Source organism: Lentzea cavernae, from assembly GCF_014653695.1.
Lineage (GTDB): Bacteria > Actinomycetota > Actinomycetes > Mycobacteriales > Pseudonocardiaceae > Lentzea > Lentzea cavernae.
This window is the reverse complement of record NZ_BNAR01000008.1, coordinates 279742-299637: the sequence shown is the minus strand read 5'-3', so window position 1 is coordinate 299637 and position 19896 is coordinate 279742. Positions and strand designations below refer to the sequence as shown.

Here is a 19896-nt window from a genome sequence, read left to right as displayed (position 1 = left end):
CGTATGTTGGGGGTATGGAGCCGTTCGACGAGCTGTTGCGCGGGATGCGCGCGGATGGTGCTGGGGTGCGCCGGACCGAGGTGGCCGGGAGTGCGGTGTTCGGCGGGCTCACGTTGTGCGCGGTGGCCTCGGGGGAGGTCGAGGTGCTGGGTGAGGTCGCGCGGGCCGGTGATGTCGTTGTGGTGCAGGGATCTGTTGCGGTGCGGGGGCGTGCGACGGTGGTCAGTGGCACGTACGACGTGATGGGGGCGGTGGCGCGGAAGCTCAGTGACATCCTGCCGAAGGCGCTGGTGGTGGGTGGGGAGAGCGGGTGTGCGGAGTTCTACTCGAGCATCGGCACGGGTGGGCCCGGTGTGGTGGCCGATCGGTTGCTGGACTGGCTGATGGTCTGTTCGCTCAAGGAGTGGTTCGACCGCGAGCACGGGGACGGGTGGCTGGGGGCTCGGGCGGACGCGGTGGTCGGGCCGGTCCTCAGGGCGATGCACGCGCATCCTGAACGGCCTTGGACGCTCGCGTTGCTGGCTCGGGAGGCCGGGGTGGCGCGCACGACACTGGCCAGCAGGTTCGCGAGGCTGGTCGGGGTGCCGCCGCTGACGTACCTGACGGAGTGGCGGATGGCCGTGGCGGCCGATCTGCTGGCCGAGTCGTCGGCGACGGTGGCGTCGGTGGCGCGCAAGGTCGGGTACGCGGACGCGTTCGGGTTCAGCGCCGCGTTCAAGCGGGTGCACGGGTTCAGCCCCAGCGCGTGTCGCAGCCGGTGCGCCGAGAGCGCGTGACGTCGACGCAGCACCGGACGAAGTCGCAGACCGCTTCGCCGGCGTCGGGCAGCCACGCGACGGCCACCTCGCTGGGGCTAACGCCGGTCACCGGGACGTAGACGATGTCCGGGCGGGAGTGGAAGTGCGGTGTGGACGCCGGGACCAGGGCGATGCCGTGGCCGCCGGCGATGGCGCCGAGGAACTCGTCGGGATGTTCCGTCACGGCGCCGACGCGGACCTCGTGACCGTCCCTTTCGGACAACGCCAGCCAGTGTTCGCGCCAGGTTCCTTCGAGGGCGGGGGCGACGATGACCGGGTCGTCCCGGAGTTCGCGGAAGTCGACCGAGGGGCGGCCGGCCAGCGGGTGGGCGGAAGGCAGTGCCACGCAACGAGGTTCGCTGAACAACGTCCGCACGCCGAACGACTCGTGGCCGGGGAAGGGCAGTCGCAGCAACGCGACCGGCACCTCCGCCGCCGCGAGGCCTGCCGTCGGGTCCGACCAGGGGGCCTGCCGCAGGTCGACGCGCCAGCCGGGGCGGAGTCTGCCGAACGCCGTGACGATGCCCTGCGTCGCGTCGTTCGCCGCGCTGGCCAGGAAACCGACGCGCAGCACGCGGGCGGTGCTCCTGGTCTCGCGCACCGCCGCGTCCCAGCCCGCGAGCACCGGCGGCACGCGCGCGGCGAGGGCGTGGCCCGCCTCGGTCAGCGTCATCCCGGTGCTTGACCGGGTGAACAGCCGCACGCCGAGCTGTGATTCCAGGTGCTTGAGCTGTTTGGTCAGCGACGGTTGTGACACGAAGAGCCGGTGCGCCGCGCGCGTGAGGTTGCCCTCCTCCGCGATGGCGGCGAAGTACCTCAGCAGCCTCGTGTCCACGTCCATGCGGCCAGGTTATGGAGACGGACATCAACCACAAGTGAGCACAGGCCACGAAATCACGGGTACGGCCACCCGTTCGGCGTGCACACCTTGCCGTCCCGCGGGATGACCGCGCCCTGCGGAACTCCGCCGGTGATGCGGACGATCTCGTCGTTGGCCACGCCGAACGTCTGCTGCATCATCACCGGCGCCGGACCACCCGCGACGGAACAGGGCGCGTGCCCCTGTCCGAACGCGTGCCCGACCTCGTGGTTGACCACGTACGTGCGGTAGGCGTCCAGGTCCGGCAGGAACGCGACCGCGCCGCGGATCCAGCGGGCCGCGCTCAGGTGGACGAGGTTGCCGTCACGGCACGAGACGTCGACCGGGATCTCGAACCCGCAGACCGCGCGCGCCGTCCGCTGGGACGTCAGCCGCACCCGCACCGAGGCGGCACCGGAGACCCGCTGCACGGAACGCTGGCCGCGCGCCGTCCAGCCGCGCGGGTCGGCCAGGGTGGCGTCCACGAACGCCGAGAAGGCCTGCTCGTCGACGGTGATGCCGTCCTCCACCTCGACGGCGTAGGTGCGCAACGGGCCCGTACCGACGACCGGTCCGTTGCCCGGCACCACGTGGAACGTGCCCGCGCCGGCGACCGGGAACTCCGGGCCGTCGGGCAGGTCCGAGCTCGACGCGTACACACGGGGCGGCGGTGGCGACGAGGACGGCACCGGAACAGGCGTCACCGACGAGGACGTGGTGGCCGGAGCCGCCGCGGGGGACGTTTCGCCAGCCAACTGGGCCGTCGTCAGCAACACGGCCGTCAGCCCGACGGCCACCAGAGCCAGGTGCACCTTCATGACGGCAACGCTCGCCGGAACTGATGAAGAACCTGTTTGCGTTCCGCTTGACTGCCGTGAAGGCCTGCATACTTCGCACTGTGTGTGCCCACATCCTCGTCGCCGAGGACAACGTCCACCAGGCGGAACTCGTCCGCCGGTACCTCGAGCACGACGGGCATTCGGTGGTGGTCGTCCACGACGGACGGGCGGCGATCGACGAGACGCGGCGCCGCAACCCCGACCTGCTGGTCCTCGACGTGATGATGCCGCTGGTCGACGGGATCGACGTGCTGCGCGCGGTCCGGACCGAGTCGGACGTGCCGATCGTGCTGCTCACCGCCCGGTCCACTGAGGACGACGTGCTGCTCGGGTTCGACCTGGGCGCCGACGACTACATCACCAAGCCGTTCCGGCCGCGGCAGATGGTCGCGCGGGTGCGGACGATCCTGCGGCGCACCGGCCGTGCGCGCGAGACGAACGCCGCGGTGCTCAAGGTCGGTGATCTGATCGTCGACCCGATCCGGCACGAAGTGCGCATCAAGGACGAGCTGGTGAGCCTCACGCCCGCCGAGTTCCGACTGTTGGCCAAGATGGCCGCACAACCGCAACGCGTGTTCACGCGCGAGCAGCTGCTGGACGACGGGTTCATCACCGCGCGCACGGTCGACGTGCACATGATGAAGCTGCGTCGCAAGATCGAGCAGGACTCACGGCGGCCGGAACGCCTCCTCACCGTCTACGGCATCGGGTACAAGCTCGTATGAAAAGCCTCCTCGTCCGGTTCTTCCTGTTCTCCCTGGTGATCGCGGCCTGTTCGATCGCCGTCACGGCGTGGCTCGCGAGCCAGGCGACGACCGGCGCCATCCGGCAGGAGCAGGGTGAGGCGCTCGAGACCGACGCCGCGATCGTCGACGAGCTGGTCAACTACGCGGCCACGCACAAGAACTGGGCGGACGCGAAGGCCGAGGTGGACGAGCTCGCGCGGAAGTACGACCGGCGCATCGCGCTGGCCGACCGCAACGGCAGGAAGCTCGTCGACACCGGTACCGAGAGCGCACCGCAGCTGCCCGTCACCCCCAGAGCGGTGGTCGATCCGCTCAACGTCAACGGCAAGATCGATCCGCGGGCGGTCGGGCCGTTCAAGCTCACCGACGACGAGTACCGGACCTTGCACGCCTACTCGGCGCAGCTCACCGAATGCAACAGCTTCATCACCATCGTGGACGCGCCCAACGGCAGGCCCCGGCTGTCCAACGACCAGCCCGGCAACCTGTCGAAGTGGGAGGACTGCAAGGTCGGCGACCGGCTGTACACCCTCACGGCCACGGAGACCGCCGCGTACGAGGAACTGCAGACCCTGTTCACCAAGTGCATCGCCGTGCGGGAGGGCGATCCGTCCATCATGGACAAACCGCCGAGCAGGGTGACGTTCGACTGGGAGGTCATGGCGGTGCGCGACTCCCCGCCGGACGTGGTGGGCTGCATGGACACAGCGCGCCGCGAGCAGCTCAAGCCGTACGTCGCCGAGCCGGCGCAGCTGTTCCTCACCCCGACCACCGGCGACGAGCCGCAGACGATCGACCTCTCGACGACCGGCACCACCCGGATCACGCTGGTGGCACTGGGAATCCTCGCGATCGCCGGGTTCGCGTCCTGGGTCACAGCGACCCAGCTCGTGCGGCCGATCCGCGCGCTCACGGCGGCCACCAAGCGCACCGCGGAGGGCGACCGGACGGCACGGGTCGACGGCGGGGCGGGCGAGATCGGCGAGCTGGCCAAGTCGTTCAACGCCATGTCGGAGAAGCTCGCCGAGACCGAACGGCAGCGGCAGGCGATGGTCAGCGACGTCGCCCACGAGCTGCGCACGCCGCTGGGCAACATCACCGGCTGGCTGGAGGCGACGCAGGACGGGCTGGCCGAACCGGACCCGCACCTGATCGGCATGCTGCTGGAGGAGTCCCTTCTGCTGCAACGACTCGTGGACGACCTGCACGACCTCGCCCAGGCCGACGCGGGCACGCTGCGGCTGCACCCCGAGCCGATCGCGCTCGACGACGTGGTGGACCAGGTCGTCAACGCGCAGCAGAACCGCGAGATCCTGCTGCGCGCCGAGACCACGCCGGTGCACATCAGCGCGGACCCGGTGCGGTTGAGGCAGGCGCTGGGCAACCTCGTCGCGAACGCCGTCCGCTACACCCCGCCGGGCGGCGAGGTCGTCGTGAAGCTGTTCCAGGCCGACGACAGGGCGGTCATCGAGGTGGCTGACACCGGTACCGGCATCGCGCCCGAGGACCTGCCGCACGTCTTCGACCGGTTCTGGCGGGCCGACAAGTCCCGCAGCCGCCGCACGGGCGGCAGCGGGCTCGGGCTCGCGATCACGCGGCACCTCGTGGAGGCGCACGGCGGCTCGGTGTCGGTCCGGAGCACACTCGGGCAGGGCTCGACGTTCCGGATCAGCCTGCCGGCAGGAGACCCAGCAGATCCATGTTGATCATCCCGGCGGCCTGCGCGCCCTGAGCGGCGGCGACGATCACGATGGCCGCCGGGTCCGTGACGTTGCCCGCCGCGTAGACGCCGGGGACGCTCGTGCGGCCCTTCGCGTCCGTGCGCACGAACCGTCCGACCATGGTCTCCTCGGTTTCGGCGCCCAGCGCCAGCAGGAACTCGTCGCGTGGCTTCATCGGTGCGGAGTACACGAGCGCGTCGGCCGGCACCCGCTTGCCGTCGGAGATCACGGCGACGAGCCGGTCGTCCTCGACCTCGACGGAGTCGACGGACGGGACGTGCGTGACGTCGTCCGACCACTGCCGGACCAGCGCCACCTTCATCTCCTCGCCGAACACCACGAGCTTCTGGTCGCGGACCTCGTAGCCGTGGCAGTACGGGCAGCCGAAGACGTCACGGCCCCAGCGGTCGCGCAGGTTTTCCGGCACCTCGTCCACCAAGCCGGTCGCGAACAGCAGGCGCTGGGCGTGCACCGTGCGCTCACCCAGTTCGACCGCGAACCCTTCGTCGGTCTTCGTCACACCGCGGACTTGGTCGTGGACGATCTCTCCGCCGTATCCCTCGACCTCGGCCCGTCCGTGCTTGAGCAGCTCCAACGGCGAGAAGCCGTCGCGAGAGAGGTAGTTGTGCATGTGCGCGGCCGGGGCGTTGCGCGGCTCGGCACCATCGACCACGAGCACGCTGCGGCGCGCCCTGGTCAGCATCAGAGCGGCGCTCAGCCCGGCCGCTCCCCCACCAATGATCACCACTTCGTAGGTCATGACCCAAGACTGCGGTCGACAGTCCAGTTTTGGCAAAGTAAGTTGCCGTTATGGCAACAACCGTGGGACAACGGCTCGCCGCGCTGCGAGCGGAGCACGACCTGACGCTGGCGGCGTTGTCCGAGATGACGGGCATCTCCAAGTCGACGCTGTCGCGGCTCGAGACCGACCAGCGCAAGCCGACGCTGGAGCTGCTGCTGCCGTTGTCGCGGACCTACCAGGTGACGCTGGACGACCTGGTGGGCGCGCCCGTGGTGGGTGACCCGCGCGTGCGGATGAAGCCGCGCGAACTCGACCACGGGCGCGTCGGCATCCCGCTGACCAGGTCGATCGGGCCGCTGCAGGCGTGGAAGATGATCCTCTCCGACGACGACCTGCACGAGCCGCGCGTGCACGAGGGCTACGAGTGGTTCTACGTGCTGAGCGGGCAGATCCGGCTGCGGCTCGGCGACAAGGAGGTCGTGCTGCGGGCGGGCGAGGTGGCCGAGTTCGACTGCCGCCAGCCGCACGCGCTGTGCAGCGCCGACGGCCGGCCCGCGGAGATCCTCAGCCTGTTCGGCAAGCAGGGAGAACGCATCCACACCCGCGCGGCGCCGCCGAACAGGTCATAGTGGGGGCATGTGCCGAAACATCCGGGTGCTCCACAACTTCGAACCGCCCGCCACGTCCGACGAGGTCCAGGCCGCCGCGCTGCAGTACGTGCGCAAGGTGGGCGGGTCGGTCAAACCGTCCGCGGCGAACCAGGCCGCGTTCGACAAGGCGGTCGCGGCCGTGGCGGCGGCGACGCAGGAACTGCTCGACGCGCTCGTGACGACGGCGCCGCCGAAGGACCGCGAGGTCGAGGCGGCGAAGGCGAAGGCCAGGTCGGCGGAGCGCTACGGGCGTTAACGCCGTTCGCGGGTCTCGAGGTACATGCAGATCAGCTTGGCCGCGACACCCGCGGAGCCGACGATGAAGGCCTGGTCAGGACCGAGCGTCACGGCGATCGCCCACAGCAGCAACGCGATCAGCACGAGGATCACGGTCACCTGGGCGGCGTGCGGCCAGTTGCCGGGGTGGATCTGCCACCCCGCCGGCTGCCACGCCTGCGGAACTTCCACGTCACCCGCCCTATCGGGTGAACGCTCCGCCTTGACCGTCATCGTGCTCCCTCGCCGTGATTCTTCCTGACGGACCCTATTCTCCCGAGTTGATCTTTCACGGAGTGTTACTTCTGCTGGTCTTGCGGTGAGCGTTCGGTGAGCGTCGGCGAACGGCAGACGAACGGTAGTGCGCGTGATCGGTTGCCGGTCCGTCACTGTCCGTTCGCAGATTGCGACCGAGGTCGCAACTGTGCGTGTCACCTGTTCGAGTGACTGTTCACAATGCGTGACCATTGGACCGTTCGGAGCAGCGCAATTTTTGTCAGACCCCTCGGATAACGTCAGGTGAAGCTCGCGGTACGAGGGGAGAAAACGTTGCCGGACAACAACGTCAGCGTCACCGCACTGTCGTTCACCGAGTACGTCATGAGCGGCCAGCGTGGACGCATCAACATCGTGTCGGAACAACGGGGGATGTACTTGGCCTCCGACACCAGGGTGTGCGGGTTCTACAACCCGATCCGCGACGCCATGCGACGAGCGGTCAACTCGACCGAGCCCGAGATCGAGCTCAAGAAGGCCGTCATGAACGCCAACCGCACCGGCCAGCCGCGGGCGTTCGAGGAGATCGCCGACGGCTTCCTGCCCTGGCTGACGGCGTTCAAGGCGACCGGCGTACCGGTGGAGGGGGCCACCTACCGCGCCGGCGAGCTCACCTTGAAGGTGCGGCCGCACCTCGGCCTGCGCAAGAAGGACGGCACGACGTACGCGGTGCTCGTGCACACCAAGGAGGTGCCGCTGACCAGGGAGGCGGCGAACGTCGGCCTGCGGGTCCTGCAGCACACGGTCGCGGACACGCTGCCCGGCGCCGTCCCGATGGTGCTCGACGCACGGCGCGGCAAGGCGTACCAGATGCCGGCGCGGACCAACCTCGGCAAGCTCGACGTGCTGATCGCCGCGGAGGCGATGGGGTACGTGACGCACTGGAAGCTGTCCGGCCTGTTCGAGTCCGTCCAGGTCGGGTAGGAGAACCGGCGACGCGCCCGGTCCGGGGGGAGCGGGCGGTGTCGCCGGTGCTCAGGGGGAGCAACGACGCGGTCCGTCTCAGGGCTGTGTCGTCAGCACCGAACAGGGGGCGGTGTCGCGGAGCACGGACCTCATCACGCTGCCGGGGGGCACGAGCCCGGGCTGTCCCGGGCCGCTGCCGGAGAGTGCGTGAGGTTCGTGTTCCCTGCGAACGCGGTTTCCGCCCTGCCTAACAGGTCTTGAGCAGCGTGGCCAGGGCGTCGTGCTCGGCCTGGTCGACGGTCAGCTTGTAGCTGATCTTCACGGCGATCCAGTGCTGCGCGTAGGTGCACCCGTACGCCGCGACCGGCGGCTTCCACTTCGCCGGGTCCTGGTCGCCCTTGGAGCGGTTGGACTTCGCGGTCACCGCGAGCAGCTGGATGCCGCCGAGGTCGTTGGCGAACGCCTTGCGCTGCTCGTCGGTCCACTTGTCGGCGCCGGAGCGCCACGCCTCGGCGAGCGGCACGGTGTGGTCGATGTCGACCTCGCCGGCCTCCTTGATCACCACACCGTCGTAGACGCTGTTCCAGGTGCCGGAGACCGCCTTGCAGTCCTTGTCCGACTTCACGTCGGCGCCCTGCTTCTGCAGCACGATCTCCCTGGTGTCGCAGGAGTTCCCCTGCGAGGCCCAGTGCGGGAACCGGTCGCGGCTATAGCCCGCCATCTTGCCCTCGGGCGCGATCGCGAGCGCGCCGAGATCGGACGAACCGGCCGGAGCGGACCCGGTCGGCACGGGCGTCGCAGGCGGGTTCTCCTGGGAGGACTGGAGATTCGTGAGGTACCAACCCAACGCCACGAGCAGCACGAAGACCACCAGTGACGTCACCGCCGCGCGATTCATGCGCCAATGATCGACCATGCTGATCACGGACCGGTCACCCGGTCCGTGATCAGCGTGTCGAACCGGTGTTCGCTACTGGGGACGCGAGGTCAGGTAGCCGCCCATGTGCTTGAAGTACTCGTGGGCCTCGAGCTCGGTGCCATCGGCGGTGCGAACCTTCTTGACCAGCAACGCCTTGCTCTTCCCGCGCCGCGCCTCGGTGCCGGCGACGACCGTGACGCCGTCGCCCTCGCGGTAGAAGATCCGGCCGGGGGTGCCGCCGTAGACCTCGGCGGAGACGTCCGCCTCGATGATCTCCAAGCGCTGGCCGCGGTGGAAGCAGAACGCGCTCGGGTACGGCGCGCACTGCGCGCGCACCAGGCGGTCCAGCTCCTCGGCGGTCCAGGTGAAGTCGATGCGCAGGTCCTCCTCGGCGCGCTTGTGGAAGAACGAGGCCTGCGAACGGTCCTGCTTCCGGAAGTCCGTGCGGCCGGACGCGATCTCGGCGAGGCCGTCGACCGTGATCGGGCCGAAGAGCTCCAGCGTCTTCTCGAACAGAACCGCGGTCGTGTCGCGCGGGCCGACGGGGACCGAGCGCTGCAGCACGATGTCGCCGGCGTCGAGGGTGTCGTCCATCATGTGCGCCGTCACGCCGACTTCCTTCTCGTCGTTGAGAAGCGCCCAGATCAACGGCGAGAAGCCCGCGTACTTCGGCAGCAACGAGTCGTGCACGTTCAACGTGCCGTTCTTGGGCAGCGCGAAGACCTGCGGTGGGATCCACGTCCGCCAGTTGCAGGCGACGATCACGTCGGGCTCGGCGGCCTTGAGCGCGTCGAGCAGCTCCTGGTCCTCCGGGCGTTCGCGGACGAGGACGTCGACGCCGTTCTCGCGGGCCAGGTCCTCGACCGAATCGCTCCAGACCTTCTCGTACGCACCCTCACCCTTGGGGTGGGTGACCACCAGGACGACCTCGTGCTCGGACGCCAAAAGTGCCTGCAGGGTGCGATGACCCCAGGTCTGGAACCCGAACATGACGACCCTCATGGGGGTGTCCTCCTTCATTCCGGTGCGATACGGTCAGGCTAACCTAACTGACGGCTTGCCAAGGTAGCTTAGGCTGCCCTAAGTTCGGGTCTCATGCATCCGATCTACGACATCGTCGGTATCGGGTTCGGTCCCTCGAACCTGGCGCTCGCCATCGCTCTGACCGAGCACAACGAGCAGGCCGAAACCCCCGTCACCGCGGTGTTCCTGGAACGCCAGCAGGCGTTCGGCTGGCATCGGGGCATGCTCCTGCCCGACGCCACCATGCAGGTGTCGTTCCTCAAGGACCTGGTCACCATGCGGAACCCGGCCAGCCGGTTCTCGTTCCTCTGCTACCTGCGGGACCGCGACCGGCTGATCGACTTCGTCAACCACAAGAACCTGTTCCCGCTGCGCGTCGAGTTCCACGACTACTTCGAGTGGGCCGCCGCGCAGGTCGACGACCTGGTCTCCTACGGCACGGAAGCCGTTGGCGTGGAAGCGATCCACGACGACCTGTTCGAGGTGACGACGGCCACGGGTGACGTGTACCACGCCCGCAACCTCGTCTTCGCCACCGGACTGCGGCCGACCGCGCCGGACGGCATCGAGCTGTCGGACCGCGTATGGCACAACAGCGAGTTCCTGCACCGAGTGGGCGGTTTGAAGGATCCGAAGCGCTGCGTCGTCGTGGGCGCCGGGCAGAGCGCCGCGGAGGCCGTGGCGTACCTGCACCGCGAGTTCCCCGGCGCCGAGGTGTGCTCGGTGTTCTCCCGCTACGGCTACTCCCCCGCGGACGACAGCTCGTTCGCGAACCGGATCTTCGACCCCGAGGCCGTCGACCACTACTACGACGCCCCGGTCGCCGTGAAGCAGCGGTTGATGGACTACCACCGCAACACCAACTACTCCGTGGTCGACGTCGACCTCATCGCGCAGCTCTACCGCACCGAGTACCAGGAGAAGGTGCTGGGCACCGAGCGCCTGAAGATGATGAAGATGACCCGGCTCGTCGCGGTCGAGGAGTCGGCCGACGGCGCGCGTGCGGTGATCCAGTCGCTCGTCACCGGCGAGCAGGAGTTCGTCGACACCGACCTCGTGCTGCTCGCCACCGGCTACGACGAGGCCGCACCGGTGCTCGGTTCACTGGAGGCGAGCTGCGAACGGGACGAGAGGGGCCGTCTCGTCGTGGGCCGCGACTACCGCCTGCAGACGTCGTTGCGCGGCGGCATCTACCTGCAGGGCGGCACCGAGCACTCGCACGGCATCACGTCGTCGCTGCTGTCCAACGTCGCGGTGCGGTCGGGCGAGATCCTGACGTCCGTGCTGACCAACACTCCTGTGCCGGTCCTCGCGACGGCGTAGAACTCACGGGGTGGAACTCGATCTGAAGCTGACGGGCTGCCGGGCGATCACGATGGACCCGGCACGCCCCGCCGCGCACACGATCGGCATCTGGCAGGGCCGGATCGCCGGGCTGGACGAGCAGGTGGCCGGCCTGCCCGCCGCCGAGACCGTCGACCTGGGCGGTGCCGTGGTGCTGCCCGGCTTCATCGACGCCCACACGCACCTCGCGTGGAACGGCCGCCGCACGATCGACATCACCGGCCTGGCGTCGGTCGCCCTGGTCCTCGACCGGCTCGCGGACGCGCCGGGCACCGGCTGGATCGAGGCGTCCGGCTACGACCGGCGGATCATGGACCGCCCGCTCACCGCCACCGACCTCGACCGGGTCAGCGGCGGCAGGCCGGTGTACGTGGCCGACCTGTCCGGGCACGCGTGCGTCGTGAACTCCGTGGTGCTGCGGCAACTTCCCGAGATCACGAGCGACGGCTGGCTGACCGAGAACGAGCAGTTGGCCGCGCGCACGTTGCGATTGCCGTACTCGCTCGACGAGATCACCGCCGAACTCCAGGCGAGCGCGCGGCAGGTGCTCTCCGAGGGCGTCACGATGTGCGCCGAGGCGGGCATCGGCGCGGGGCTGATCGCCAGCAGTCCTCTCGAAGCGGCCGCGTACCAACGCGCCCGGCTGCCGATCCGCGTGCAGCTCATGGTGTCCGCGCACGTCCTGCACGACGTCGCCGCCGATCCGGCGGACGGGATCCCGCGCGCGATCGACCTGGGCCTGCACACGGGTTTCGGCGACGACATGCTGTCGTTGGGCGCCATGAAGTTGTGGACCGACGGCGGCATGATCGCGCGCACGGCCGCGTTGACCGAGCCGTACGCGGGAACGGACAACTCGGGTCAGCTCGCCGAGTCCGAGGAGTTCATGCGGGCGGCGATCGTCGACGGCCACCACGCCGGGTGGCAGCTCGCGATCCACGCGATCGGCGACCGCGCGATCGACTTCACCCTCGACGCGGTGGCCGAGGCACAGCGGCAACGCCCGCGCGCCGACACGCGGCACCGCATCGAGCACTGCGGTCTGGTCCGTCCCGACCAGCTCGGCAGGATCGCCGAGCTGGGCGTGGTCCCCGTCGTCCAGCCGACGTTCTTGCACGCCTACGGCGACGACTACAGCGAGATCATGGGCCCCGGACGGGCGCCGTGGATGTACCGCGGGCGCTCGTTCCTCGACCACGGGATCACCGTCGCGGGCAGCTCGGACCGGCCGGTCGCGGACGGGGCCCCGTTGCGCGCCATCGAGTTCATGGTGCGGCGGCGGTCGACCGGCGGCCGGGAGGTGGGTCCGGGCGAGGCGGTCACCGTCGAGGAGGCGATCCGCGCGTACACGCTCGGCAGCGCCTACGCGTGCCGCAAGGAGGACGTGCTGGGCAGCCTCACGCCGGGCAAGCTCGCGGACCTCGTCGTGCTCGGCGACGACCCGCGCACGAGCGACGCGATCGCGGAGATCCCGGTGCTGGCCACGATGGTCGGCGGCACGCTCATGCCTCAGCGATCTTCTTGATCGCGGCGAGCCTCCGGTCCCACTGGGAGGCGAGCGAGGACATCCACGTGGCGGTGGCGTCGAGCGCGCTGGACCGGACGGAGAAGTTGTTCTCCCGGCCGGCGCGTTCGGAGGCCACCAGCCCGGCCCTCTCCAGCACGGCCAGGTGCTTCACGATCGCCTGCCGGCTCACCGGCAGCTCCCCGGCGAGCGTCGACGCCGAGACAGGGCCCTTGGCCGCCACGAGGTCGAGCACCCGCCGGCGCATGGGATCCGCGAGCGCGGCCAGCACGTCGTCGACCTGACTCACCCGCACACCCTTTCTGCAACCCGTCGGTTGCAGAACAGGCTACTGCAGGTGGAAGGTCGCGGCCAGCGTCGTGAGGCGGTCGGTGATGTCGGCGTGGACGTTCGCGCGGCGCACCCAGTTCTGGCTGCCCGACGCGGCGGACGGCGGCGTGCCGAGCGGCGAGACCGCGTCCGTCACGCCGTACTCCAGCCGGTAGGCGAGCACGGCGATCGCCGACTCGAGCCAGAACGACGGGTCCGGCGTGGGGATCTCGCCCAGCCCGACGCGGAACCACACGGGCATGCGCGCGTACTGCCCGAGCGCGTCGGAGATGCGCCGCGCGGCCGCGTCCCCGATCTCGTCACGGGCCTTGGCGCCCGCGAGCACGGCCTCGGTGCGCCACTCCTCGCCCGCGGCGTCCTCGTCGGCCTCCAGCCGCTCGGCGGCCCGCTGCGCGCTCGCCTCGTTCGCGTTGATCAGCCACTCCATCTGGCGCACCTCGTGCGACAGCGCGTCCCGCTCGAACCGCGGCACCCGCCCACCGTCCAACTTGGACCGGGCGTCGTCGCGGCGGGCCTTGAGCCCGTCGAACTCGAGCACCTCCTGCCGCAGCGCGACGCGTGCCGGGTCGGCGAGGATCTCCTGCTCGGCGTCCCACGCCCTGCGCAGCGCCTCGACCAGCGGCGCGATGTCGCCGGCGACGGCGTCCAGGTCGGCCAGCGGTCCGTCGCCGGCACCGGACAACCGGCGCTCCAGCACCACCAGCCGGGCGGAGACGCGCTCGAGTTCGGCCGTGAGCTGACCGACGTGGCTGATCAAGGTGGCGATCTGCGGCTCGACGACGTCGAGCCGTTCCTTCTCCGTGGGCACCCGGCCAGCGAACCGGACCTTGAGGACCGCGAAAAGCGGGTACCCGGCCATTACACGCATTAGAGGCGTGGTTCCGCCCGCCCGTGGAGCTCACTCTCACGCACAGTCACCACCCTGGGTGAACCCGGACAAAACGAGGTATTAATAGAAAATGGCGACCTCCGTTACTGAGACCGAACGCAAGTACGAGGCCCCATCGGACGCGAGTCTGCCGGACCTCACAGAGATCACCGGTGTGGCCACCGGGCCGGAGGAGTTCGACCTCGAAGCCACGTACTTCGACACCGGCGACTACCGGCTGGCGCGCGCCGGCGTGACCCTGCGCAGGCGCGTGGGCGGACCGGACGAGGGCTGGCACCTCAAGCTCCCGGCGGGCGGGGACTCCCGGCAGGAACTCCACGTTCCCCTGGGCCGCACGGTGAAGAAGCCCCCGAAGGACCTGTCCTCCCTGGTCCGGGCCCACACCCGCGGCCAGTCCCTCACCCCGGTGGCGGAGATCCGCACCAACCGCCGCCGCTGGCAGCTCAGCAACGGCAGCGGCGACATGCTCGCCGAGGTCGTCGACGACGTCGTCACCGCCCAGACCCTGGGCTCCTCCACCACGACCACCTCGTGGCGCGAGATCGAGGTGGAACTGGGCGAGAGCGGCGACCGCGAGCTCCTCGACACCGTGGAACGCCACCTGGGCGACGCGGGCATCGTCCCGTCGTCATCGAAGTCCAAGCTCTCCCAGGTGATCGGTGTGAAACGGGACTCCGGCCCCGCGCTGGGCAAGAAGCCGACCGCGGGCGACGTGGTCCTCGCCTACCTCTACGAGCAGCGGGCCGCCCTGCAGAACCAGGACCCGCGCGTCCGCCGCAACGAGGACGACGCCGTCCACCAGATGCGCGTGGCGACCCGCCGCACGCGCTCGGCCCTCCAGGCGTTCGGCAAGATCGTCGACCGCGAGCGGACCCGCGCGCTCACCGACGAGCTGAAGTGGCTGGCCTCGGTCCTGGGCACCTCCCGCGACCTCGAGGTCCTCCGCGCGCGCTTCGAGGACGGCCTGCACGCCCTCCCGCCGGAACTGGCCCTGGGCGACGTGGCCGCGCGCATGACCCGTTACTTCGCCCCGCTGGAGGCCAAGGCGCACGAGGACTCCGTCGCGGCGCTGGACAGCGACCGCTACTTCGCCCTCCTCAACGACATCGACGCGCTGCTCGCCTCGCCCCCGTTCACCTCCGCGGCCTCGGGCAAGGCGAAGGACGTCCTGCCGAAGCTCGTCGAGAAGGCCCGGCACCGCCTGGACGTCCGCATCAAGGCGGCGCTCGCCGAGAACGACAGCGACGAGCCGTTGCACGAGGCGCGCAAGGCGGGCAAGCGCCTGCGCTACTCGGCCGAGGTGGCGGAACCCGCGCTGGGCAGGCACGCCAAGGCCCTGCGCAAGCGCGCCAAGGACGTCCAGACGCTGCTGGGCGATCACCAGGACTCGGTGGTGGCCCGTCCGGTCCTGCTGGAGCTGGGCCGGGGCGACGAGAACGGGTTCACGTTCGGCCTGCTGTACGGCGCGGAGGTGGAGCTGGCGCACAAGACCGAGGCGGCTCTTCCCGCGCTGTGGCACAAGTTGAGCAAGGAACACCTCTGAGGCGCCGCACGAGATTGGTCTGAACCTTGACACCGGAACCCAGCCCCTGAAACGGTGATCGAACGCCGCCACCAGCAGCGGTGGTGATCGCCGGATCAGGAGTGCTGGTGTCCGAGACAGCTGACGTGACCACCCTGCAGGAGCTGCTCCCCCAACCGGTCCGGGTGCGGCCGAAGCCGGGAGTCACGTTCACCCTCACGCCGTCGGCCACGATCCAGGCGGACACCGAGGACGCCCGCCGACCCGCGGAGCTGCTGGCGGAGATCCTTCGCCCGTCCACCGGTTACCCGCTGCCGATCGAGACCGGCGCGACCGGCGTCGTGCTGACCGGCGGCGCGGACGAGAAGACCGGTGCCGAGGGCTATGAGCTGGACGTCACGACGACCCAGGTGGTCATCCGCGCCAACTCCGCGGCCGGCCACTTCAACGGCGTCCAGACCTTGCGCCAGCTCCTGCCCGCCGAGGTGGAGGCGAAGACCGAGCAGCAGGTCGCCTGGACCGTCCCCGGTGTCGCCGTCCTCGACCACCCCCGGTTCCACCACCGCGGCGCGATGCTCGACGTCTCCCGGCACTTCTTCACGCCGGACCAGGTCAAGCGCTACATCGACCAGGTCGCCGCGTTCAAGATCAACTACTTCCACCTGCACCTGACCGACGACCAGGGCTGGCGCCTGGAGATCAAGAGCTGGCCCCAGCTGACCGAGATCGGTGGCGGCACGGAGGTGGGCGGCCGCACCGGCAGGCTCTTCTACACCCAGGACGAGTACCAGGACCTCGTCGCCCACGCGGCGGCCAGGGGCATCACGGTCATCCCGGAGTTCGACATGCCGGGTCACACCAACGCCGCCCAGGCGAGCTACGCCGAACTGAACGCCGACGGCGAGAAGCGCCCGCACTACACCGGCATCGAGGTCGGCTTCAGCTCGCTGGCCATCCACGAGGACATCACCTACAGGTTCGTCGAGGACGTGATCCGCGAGATCGCCGCGATCACGCCCGGCCCGTACCTGCACATCGGCGGCGACGAAGCGCTGACGACCTCCGACGCGGACTACGCGACGTTCATGAGCCGCGTGCTGCCACTCGTGGAGAAGCACGGCAAGACGACCGTGGGCTGGCACGAGTTCATCAAGACCAGCGAGGACGTCCGGACGATCCCGCAGTTCTGGGGCACCACGACGACCGACGCGAACGTCGCGGCGGCGGTCGAGCGCGGGCACAAGGTCATCATGTCGCCGGGGAACCGCGTCTACCTCGACATGAAGTACGACGAGGACACCGAACTCGGCCTGAAGTGGGCGGGCCTCGTCGACGTGAAGGACTCCTACAGCTGGAACCCCGGCGCGTACCTCGACGGCGTGACCGAGGAGGACGTGCTCGGCATCGAAGCTCCACTGTGGACGGAGACCGTCACCACCCCGGCCGACGTCGAGCACCTGGCGTTCCCCCGGCTCCCCGTGGCCGCGGAACTCGGCTGGGCGCCGGCGGACGTCCACGACTGGGACCGCTTCGCCCCGCGGCTCGGCGCACAGGCGCCGCGCTGGAGGGTGCAGGGCATCAACTTCTACGAAAGCCCCCAGGTGCCCTGGAAGGGCTAGAAATAGCCCTGCCCGCGGTTCGAGTAGTTGACCACCAGGTGCTTCACGCGGCGGTACTCGGCGAGCACGGCGGTGTTCGCCGGGTAGGCGTAGTAGTTGTTGACCCACACCCGTTCGGCGCGCAGGTCGTGGCCGACGTTGTGCGCCAGTGCGACGTCGCGGCTCCAGATGCCGGCGCCGAGCTGGGCGGTGGCCTCGTTGGCGATCTTCAGCGCGTCGTCGCGGTCGTCGAACCTCGTGACCGACACGACGGGGCCGAGCACGTCGTCGGCGAACACGGCCGAGCGGTGGTCGCCCTCGAAGATCGTGGGCTGGACGTAGTGGCCCGAGGCCTCGCCGCCCGTCACCAGGCGCGCGCCCTCGGCCTTGCCGCGCTCCACGTACGCAAGAACTCGATCGCGCTGCGCAAGACTCACGACAGCGCCGACCATGGTGTCCGTGTCGAGCGGGTCGCCCACGCGCAACGCCTGCGTGCGCACGGTCGCGAGGTGCAGGAACTCCTCGTAGACGGCGGTCTGGATCAATGCGCGGGACGGGGCGGTGGCGATCTCGCCCTGGTTGGCCGCGAACATCACGAAGCCCTCGAGGGCCTTGTCCAGGAAGCTGTCGCGCTGCGCCGTGACGTCGGCGAAGAAGATGTTCGGGCAACGGCCGATGACGACGGGGTGGTCGTCCGAGCCGGTGACGACGTTGACAACGCCGGGCGGCAGCAGGTCGGCGATCACGTTCATCAGGACGTGGATCGAGGCCGGCGTCTGCAGGGCGGGCTCCAGGACCACGGCGTTGCCCGCGGCGAGGGCGGGAGCGAGCACGCGGCAGGCGTTCATCAGCGGGAACGTCCACGAGACGCGCTCGTGCACCACGCCGACCGGCTGGTACGAGCGGTAGTCGCAGGTGTTGCGGCCGAGCTGCTCGACCTCGCCGTTCTCGGCGCGGATGACGGCGGCGTACTGGCGGAACAGCTCGATCAGCATCGGCACGTCGGCGACCAGGGCCTCGCGGACCGGCTTGCCGTTGTCCCACGTCTCGGCGACGGCGAGTTCGGTCGCGTGCTCCTCGATGCGGTCCGCGATCTCGCACAGCACCGTGGCGCGCTCTCGGGGCGTGGTGTTGCCCCACGCGCGTGCGGCGCCACTGGCCGCGTGCAGTGCACGAGCGCGGTCGGCGTCGGTGCCGCGGGCGACCTCCGTGAAGACCTCACCGGTCACCGGCGTGACGTTCTCCACGTACTCGCCGTTCACGGGCGACACGTGGTCGCCGCCGATGAAGTGGTCGTACCTCGCTCGGTACGCGACCACGCTGCCGGGCTGCCCCGGCGCCGCGTACTGCGTCATTCTCGACTCCCTGCCAGAGACGGCCCACCGCAAGGACGGGGTGGGCAAAGTGAGAAAGTAGGCAGCAGAACGTTGCATGCTCGTTGCAAGCCGTGGATGGATCAGTGACCCACGAACCCGGGCAACACGCACTGTTGCTGAGCCGAGTCAGAGATGCCGTGTTGAGTGGTACTCACACGGTTGATTTGCCACGCTCAGTGATTTCCGCGTCGTGGCAACGGTCACTCGCCGCCAACGTCGATCCCGACCTGCACACCGCGCCGACCGTGTTCGCCGCCGACGAGCTCTGCGATCTGCGCGAACGGCATCCGCTGCACCCGACGCTGCCGTCGCTGCGCGAGACGCTGCTGGGCTTCGCGGAGGAGGCCGGGCACATCATGATCGTGGCGGACGCCCAGGGCCACATCCTGTGGTGCGAGGGCTCCAGGAACACCCGCAGCTACGCCGAGGACGTCGGCCTGGCGGAGGGAACGCTCTGGTCAGAGGGTGCGGCGGGGACGAACGGGATGGGCACCGCGCTGGCGGTGAACTCCCCCGTCACGGTCCACTCGGCCGAGCACCTCGTGCGGACCTACCACCACTGGACCTGCGCGGCGAGCCCCATCCGCGACCCCGACACGGGCACCACGATCGGGGTCGTCGACCTCAGCGGCCCGATCGAGACCGTCCACCCCTCGATGGTGGCGCTGGTGTCCGCCTCGGCCCGCCTCGCCGAGTCGGAGATGCTCGCGCGGATGCACTCGCAGGACGAGGAGCTGCGGTCGCGCAACATGCGGCACCTGATCGCGTTGCGCGGGGAACCGGGCGCGCTGCTCAGCCGCACGGGCAGGGTCGTCGCGGTCGAGCCGTACGGGTTGCTGCCGTCCCGCGTCGACGTCTCCGCGGACCGGGTGGAGCTGCCGGACGGCCGGGAAGCGGTGCTGGAACCGCTCTCCGACGGCTACCTGCTGCGCATCCCCCGGCAGCGGCACGTGCGGCGCAGCGTGCTGTCGCTGTCGTTCCTGCTGCCGGAGCCCAAGGTCGTGCTGGACGGCCGCGAGGTGCCGATCTCGTTGCGACACGCGGAGATCCTGTGCGCGCTGACGTTGCAGGGCAGGCTCACGGCCGACCAGCTCGCGCTGCGCCTGTACGGCGAACGCGGCAACCCCACGACCGTGCGCTCGGAGTTGCACCGGCTGCGCGCCCAACTGGGCCCCGACGTGCTCGCGACCAGGCCGTACCGGCTCACGGCGGACATCGAGGCGGACTTCCTCGCGGTGAGGGCCGCTCTGACGGCCGCCGACGTGCCGGTGGCCGTCTCCCGCTACCGCGGCTCGCTGCTGCGCCGCTCCGAGGCACCCGTCGTGCTGGCCGAGAGGGACGACCTGGCCACCGGCGTGCGCAAGGCCGTCCTGCAGCGCGGCGACGCGAACGCGCTGTGGACGTTCACCCAGACCGACTCGGGCGAACACGACGTCGAGGCACTGGAACAGCTGGTCAGACTGCTGCCGCCGGACGACGTGAGGCTCGCCCTCGCCACCGCGCGCCTGCGGAGGCTCGGGCAGGACGATTGACAAGTCTCGAAAACTGAATATCTTCC

General features: G+C 69.8%; 20 protein-coding genes. 11 read left to right on the top strand and 9 right to left on the bottom strand.

The features are described 5' to 3' along the window. Nucleotides 1-14 precede the first annotated feature (14 nt). The gene (locus IE307_RS26705) at nucleotides 15-776 is read left to right on the top strand and encodes an AraC family transcriptional regulator (RefSeq protein ID WP_191302091.1); all 762 of its coding nucleotides are present in this window, start codon (nucleotides 15-17) and stop codon (nucleotides 774-776) included. On the opposite strand, the gene IE307_RS26700 is transcribed toward IE307_RS26705, so the two are convergent. Both IE307_RS26700 and IE307_RS26695 read right to left on the bottom strand, forming a co-directional pair. Continuing rightward, entirely contained in the window at nucleotides 733-1638 is a 906-nt protein-coding gene (locus IE307_RS26700; protein ID WP_191302090.1) for a LysR family transcriptional regulator, read from the bottom strand. The genes IE307_RS26705 and IE307_RS26700 overlap by 44 nt on opposite strands. Before the next feature lie 53 nt (nucleotides 1639-1691). Continuing rightward, the gene (locus IE307_RS26695) at nucleotides 1692-2474 is read right to left on the bottom strand and encodes a DUF3152 domain-containing protein (protein ID WP_191302089.1); all 783 of its coding nucleotides are present in this window, start codon (nucleotides 2472-2474) and stop codon (nucleotides 1692-1694) included. Between the two features lie 80 nt (nucleotides 2475-2554). On the opposite strand from IE307_RS26695, the gene IE307_RS26690 reads away from it, so the two are divergent. After that, the gene (locus tag IE307_RS26690; protein WP_191302088.1) at nucleotides 2555-3220 is read left to right on the top strand and encodes a response regulator; all 666 of its coding nucleotides are present in this window, start codon (nucleotides 2555-2557) and stop codon (nucleotides 3218-3220) included. After that, the gene (locus IE307_RS26685; protein ID WP_191302087.1) at nucleotides 3217-4947 is read left to right on the top strand and encodes a sensor histidine kinase; all 1731 of its coding nucleotides are present in this window, start codon (nucleotides 3217-3219) and stop codon (nucleotides 4945-4947) included. Before IE307_RS26690 ends, IE307_RS26685 begins: the two co-directional genes overlap by 4 nt. Here IE307_RS26685 and IE307_RS26680 read toward each other — a convergent pair. Then, complete coding sequence (locus IE307_RS26680; protein WP_191302086.1) at nucleotides 4910-5722, bottom strand: NAD(P)/FAD-dependent oxidoreductase; 813 nt, start codon at nucleotides 5720-5722, stop codon at nucleotides 4910-4912. The two genes, IE307_RS26685 and IE307_RS26680, sit on opposite strands and share 38 nt — an antisense overlap. Nucleotides 5723-5772: 50 nt before the next feature. Here IE307_RS26680 and IE307_RS26675 point away from each other — a divergent pair, with 50 nt between their 5' ends. Together IE307_RS26675 and IE307_RS26670 are read left to right on the top strand one after the other, a co-directional pair. Further along, entirely contained in the window at nucleotides 5773-6333 is a 561-nt protein-coding gene (locus IE307_RS26675; protein WP_191302085.1) for an XRE family transcriptional regulator, read from the top strand. 7 nt (nucleotides 6334-6340) lie between these two features. Next, nucleotides 6341-6610 (top strand): DUF2277 domain-containing protein, encoded by a 270-nt coding sequence (locus IE307_RS26670; protein WP_191302084.1) that lies wholly within the window; start codon nucleotides 6341-6343, stop codon nucleotides 6608-6610. Here the strand turns inward: IE307_RS26670 and IE307_RS26665 are convergent. Then, a complete protein-coding gene (locus IE307_RS26665; protein ID WP_191302083.1) occupies nucleotides 6607-6822 on the bottom strand; it encodes a hypothetical protein in 216 nt (71 codons plus the stop codon). The genes IE307_RS26670 and IE307_RS26665 overlap by 4 nt on opposite strands. A gap of 357 nt (nucleotides 6823-7179) precedes the next feature. Between IE307_RS26665 and IE307_RS26660 the strand changes: the two genes are divergently transcribed. After that, on the top strand, nucleotides 7180-7830 hold the full coding sequence (locus IE307_RS26660; protein ID WP_229905085.1) for a hypothetical protein: 651 nt from the start codon (nucleotides 7180-7182) through the stop codon (nucleotides 7828-7830). A 229-nt stretch (nucleotides 7831-8059) separates the two neighbouring features. Here IE307_RS26660 and IE307_RS26655 read toward each other — a convergent pair whose 3' ends face one another. Both IE307_RS26655 and IE307_RS26650 read right to left on the bottom strand, forming a co-directional pair. Further along, nucleotides 8060-8710 carry an HNH endonuclease family protein gene (locus IE307_RS26655; RefSeq protein WP_191302082.1) on the bottom strand — a complete coding sequence of 217 codons (651 nt, stop codon included), beginning with the start codon at nucleotides 8708-8710 and terminating at the stop codon, nucleotides 8060-8062. A 72-nt stretch (nucleotides 8711-8782) separates the two neighbouring features. After that, nucleotides 8783-9733: a methionyl-tRNA formyltransferase gene (locus tag IE307_RS26650; RefSeq protein WP_191302081.1), complete on the bottom strand. Its 951-nt coding sequence runs from the start codon at nucleotides 9731-9733 to the stop codon at nucleotides 8783-8785. A 93-nt stretch (nucleotides 9734-9826) separates the two neighbouring features. On the opposite strand from IE307_RS26650, the gene IE307_RS26645 reads away from it, so the two are divergent. Then, on the top strand, nucleotides 9827-11077 hold the full coding sequence (locus tag IE307_RS26645) for a lysine N(6)-hydroxylase/L-ornithine N(5)-oxygenase family protein (protein ID WP_191302080.1): 1251 nt from the start codon (nucleotides 9827-9829) through the stop codon (nucleotides 11075-11077). Nucleotides 11078-11087: 10 nt separating this feature from the next. Next, nucleotides 11088-12623 (top strand): amidohydrolase, encoded by a 1536-nt coding sequence (locus IE307_RS26640; RefSeq protein WP_229905084.1) that lies wholly within the window; start codon nucleotides 11088-11090, stop codon nucleotides 12621-12623. Here the strand turns inward: IE307_RS26640 and IE307_RS26635 are convergent. Continuing rightward, nucleotides 12601-12912 (bottom strand): ArsR/SmtB family transcription factor, encoded by a 312-nt coding sequence (locus IE307_RS26635; protein WP_191302079.1) that lies wholly within the window; start codon nucleotides 12910-12912, stop codon nucleotides 12601-12603. The two genes, IE307_RS26640 and IE307_RS26635, sit on opposite strands and share 23 nt — an antisense overlap. Before the next feature lie 39 nt (nucleotides 12913-12951). Further along, nucleotides 12952-13812: a hypothetical protein gene (locus IE307_RS26630; RefSeq protein ID WP_229905083.1), complete on the bottom strand. Its 861-nt coding sequence runs from the start codon at nucleotides 13810-13812 to the stop codon at nucleotides 12952-12954. Nucleotides 13813-13912: 100 nt separating this feature from the next. On the opposite strand from IE307_RS26630, the gene IE307_RS26625 reads away from it, so the two are divergent. Beyond that, entirely contained in the window at nucleotides 13913-15385 is a 1473-nt protein-coding gene (locus IE307_RS26625) for a CYTH and CHAD domain-containing protein (protein ID WP_191302078.1), read from the top strand. 107 nt (nucleotides 15386-15492) lie between these two features. Beyond that, a complete protein-coding gene (locus IE307_RS26620; protein ID WP_229905082.1) occupies nucleotides 15493-16983 on the top strand; it encodes a beta-N-acetylhexosaminidase in 1491 nt (496 codons plus the stop codon). Here IE307_RS26620 and IE307_RS26615 read toward each other — a convergent pair. Then, nucleotides 16980-18317 carry an aldehyde dehydrogenase family protein gene (locus IE307_RS26615; RefSeq protein ID WP_191302076.1) on the bottom strand — a complete coding sequence of 446 codons (1338 nt, stop codon included), beginning with the start codon at nucleotides 18315-18317 and terminating at the stop codon, nucleotides 16980-16982. The two genes, IE307_RS26620 and IE307_RS26615, sit on opposite strands and share 4 nt — an antisense overlap. A 92-nt stretch (nucleotides 18318-18409) precedes the next feature. On the opposite strand from IE307_RS26615, the gene IE307_RS26610 reads away from it, so the two are divergent. Next, the gene (locus IE307_RS26610; RefSeq protein WP_505744283.1) at nucleotides 18410-19870 is read left to right on the top strand and encodes a GAF domain-containing protein; all 1461 of its coding nucleotides are present in this window, start codon (nucleotides 18410-18412) and stop codon (nucleotides 19868-19870) included. Nucleotides 19871-19896 lie beyond the last annotated feature (26 nt).